At 65.1% G+C, this 2,966-nt stretch carries 2 protein-coding genes and 2 tRNA genes; 2 read left to right on the forward strand and 2 right to left on the reverse strand.

Going from position 1 to position 2,966, the window contains the following annotated elements:
* The first annotated feature begins 201 nt into the window (after positions 1–201).
* Together NTW26_11105 and NTW26_11110 are read left to right on the forward strand one after the other, a co-directional pair.
* Positions 202–876, forward strand: coding sequence for a TrkA family potassium uptake protein (locus tag NTW26_11105; protein MCX7022799.1), 675 nt, complete (start codon positions 202–204; stop codon positions 874–876).
* A complete protein-coding gene (locus NTW26_11110) occupies positions 877–1,839 on the forward strand; it encodes a hypothetical protein (GenBank protein MCX7022800.1) in 963 nt (320 codons plus the stop codon).
* A 317-nt stretch (positions 1,840–2,156) separates the two neighbouring features.
* On the opposite strand, the gene NTW26_11115 is transcribed toward NTW26_11110, so the two are convergent.
* Together NTW26_11115 and NTW26_11120 are read right to left on the reverse strand one after the other, a co-directional pair.
* Positions 2,157–2,233 (reverse strand) — tRNA-His (locus NTW26_11115).
* Between the two features lie 285 nt (positions 2,234–2,518).
* A tRNA-Pro gene (locus tag NTW26_11120) sits at positions 2,519–2,595 on the reverse strand.
* Between the last annotated feature and the right edge of the window lie 371 nt (positions 2,596–2,966).

Below are 2,966 nucleotides of genomic sequence, written 5' to 3' on the forward strand. Positions count from 1 at the left end.
ACACGACCTAGAATTAGCTCCCGTAGGGCGGGGATTCCCATCCCCGCCGAAAAAGGTACAATGACCGCAAAACGGCGGCGGGGTTATGAAACCCCGCCCTACGAAACGGAAACAAGGGGATAAAACCCCTTACCCCGAACGATTTACAAGATAAGAGGCTTTAGCCCCTTGCCATAACATTAACCCTTAGAACGGACAACCATGCGTTCCTACTCGGTGATCGGCCTGGGGGAGTTCGGGATGGCGGTGGCGCGGATGCTCGCCGACGTGCAGCGCGACGGCGTCAGCGCGTACGACTCCAACCCCACCCGCGTGGAGATGATCAAGGAGTTCGTCGCCGTGGCGGCCACCCTGGACGCCACCGATAAAACGGCCCTCATGGCCCAGGGCGTGGACCGCGACGACGTGTCCATCATCGCCATCGGCAACGACTTCGAGTCGAACACCCTCGCCGCGATGAACTGCAAGGAGATCGGCGTCAAGCTGGTCATCTCGCGGGCGCTTTCCGAGGAGCACGGCCGCGTCCTGCGGAAGCTGGGCGTGGACCGGGTCATCTACCCGGAGCGCGACATCGCCGCCAACCTGGTCCAGGCGGTGCTGGTGCCGAACATCACGCGGTTCGCCCGCGTGGCGCCGGGGGTCGGCCTGGCCCACGTCCGCCTGCCCCGAGGCTACAAGGACGTGCCGCTGGGCGAGCTCTCCACGTCGAAGGTGCGGGTGGTGGCGATTATAAAGAACCCCCCCGCGGGCGCCAAGCCCGGGGCGCCGCCCATCGTGGACTCCTCGCCCCAGGCGGAGACCCAGGTGAGCCAGGACGACCTCCTCATCGTCTTCGGCCCGAACGACGAGATCAACCAGCTCGCGCTGTCGTTGTAGATGGAAGCGCCGAGGACGGCCGCCGACCTGCGGAAGATGCTGACCGGGGGCGTCCCCCTGCTCGTGGGGGGCGCCCTTCGCGCGTGGCCGGTGGCCGGGGTCGAACCGGCGGGCGAGCCGGTCTCCCTCTCCCTTTTGAACGGGGAAATCGCCGTGACGCCCGAGGACCTGCGGGTGACGGCGGGCGTCGGCGCGACTTTAGGGGATATTGAAAAAGAGGCGGAACGGGTCGGGCTCGAGCTCTTCGGCGACCCGCTCACCGACCCACGGGCGACGATTTACGACCTGGCGCTCTCGGGTTTTTTGTCGAGGATGCAACCGGCGGGCGGACGCCGGCTGGGCCAGCTCAACGGCGTGCGCACCCCGACGCCCGACTCCGACGCGCCGGTCCTTCTGGGCTGCATCACCGCCAAGGGGGTGACGGGCTACAACCTGGCGCGGTCGGGGGCCATCGGCCGTCCGAGCCTGCCGGTCCTGGCCTACGAGTTTTCCCTGAAACCCCGCCGCGAGCCGCGGTTGTCATATGTGAAAACTTTTTCCGACTACGCCGGGGCGCTGGCGTTTTCGCTGCCCAAGGACGGTCCATTGTGGTCCGCGCCGGGCCTGGGCGGGGCGGAGCTTATCTCTTCCGGGGGGCGCGTCGAGCTGGCCGCCTGGGTCGCCGGAGGGCGGGCCGACGAAGGGGGGAAAACCCTCGCCGGGCTGGGTTTCACCGAGTCGGAGCCCGGGGAGTGGGTGCGGAGGAAGGCGGAGCTCCGGGAGGGTCTGCCGGTCGGGGCGCGCGTGGCGGTCGGCTTCGAGCCGCCGGAGGGAGGGCACGCGGTCGTCGGCGATCCGCTGGCCGGGCCGTGGCTGGCGTTCTACGAGGACCCGCCCGCCGGTGTATCCGCTCCGCCGCCGAACGTCGTGCTCGAGGAGCTTTGGCCGGACGCGCGGCTGGCTCCCGCGGCGACGCCGGCGTAGGGGTTCGACGACCCTCGCCAAATTGCCATTATGAACACGGGCCGACCTAAAGGTCGGCCTGCGTTTATACGGCTACATAATTATTGTCGCGAGACCGGGGTTCAGCTTCGAGCTGGTGGGGTGTGGAGCCGGAGAAACGGCTTCGAACGCGGGGATTAATCTACGAATTGCTTATAATTACAATCGCGACACCGGAGTCCAGCGCCCCGCGCTGGCTGGGTATGGGACCGGAGAATAGGCTTCACACGCGGGGATTAATCAGGGAATTACATTTGCTTACGTCGCGACACCGGGGTCCAGCGCCCCGCGCTGGCTGGTGGGGTGGAAGATGGGAGTCGAACCCACAGCCTCCTGGGCCACAACCAGGTGCTCTAACCAGCTGAGCTACTTCCACCGCGGCGGGTAAAAATAACACAAAGCCGCCGGGCTGTCCAGCGGCGGGTTTCGGGGCTATCCGGCCAAGGATGTTGATGCGGGCCGATCTAAACGGCGCGCCGTCGGTCGGTCCCTTCGTTTAATAAGGCAGCCCTCACCCCAGCCCGTCGGCGTGCCGCACCCACGGGGAGAGGGAAAACGCTGATGGGGTGTCGGGGATTAAAAAAAAACGGCGCCGCACGCGGCGATAACGCAGGGGATTACATCTGGTTACGTCGCGACACAGTGTCCAGCTTCAAGCTGGTGGTCGGGGCGAGAGGATTCGAACCTCCGACTTCCTGCTCCCAAAGCAGGTGCGCTACCGGACTGCGCCACGCCCCGCGAGCGTTCCGCTCGATCGTGCTCCGCGACTAAACTGGTAGGTGTTCGAAAGTATATCGCCGCGAGCCCTACCCTGTTTCATTCACCAAGCTCTACGAGCCTTACGCCCGACCATGCTCCGCGACGAGGGGTTTCACAGATTTGAGGGGTTGTCGCCGCGAGCCCGGCGTTATTTCCAACGCCACGCCCCGCGAGCGTTCCGCTCGATCGTGTTCCACGACTAAACTGGTAGGTGTTCGAAAGTATATCGCCGTGAGCCCTATCCTGTTTCATTCACCAAGCTCTACGAGCCTTACGCCCGACCATGCTCCGCGACGATGGGTTTCACAAATTTGAGGGGTTGTCGCCACGAGCCCTACCTTTTAACATCA

Source organism: bacterium, from assembly GCA_026398675.1.
Classification (GTDB): Bacteria; RBG-13-66-14; RBG-13-66-14; order RBG-13-66-14; family RBG-13-66-14; genus RBG-13-66-14.

Excerpts from the sequence above, each read along its gene's own strand:
- NTW26_11110 (MCX7022800.1), top strand. The coding sequence starts at position 877 with ATGGAAGCGCCGAGGACGGCCGCCGACCTGCGGAAGATGCTGACCGGG.
- NTW26_11105 (MCX7022799.1), top strand. The coding sequence starts at position 202 with ATGCGTTCCTACTCGGTGATCGGCCTGGGGGAGTTCGGGATGGCGGTG.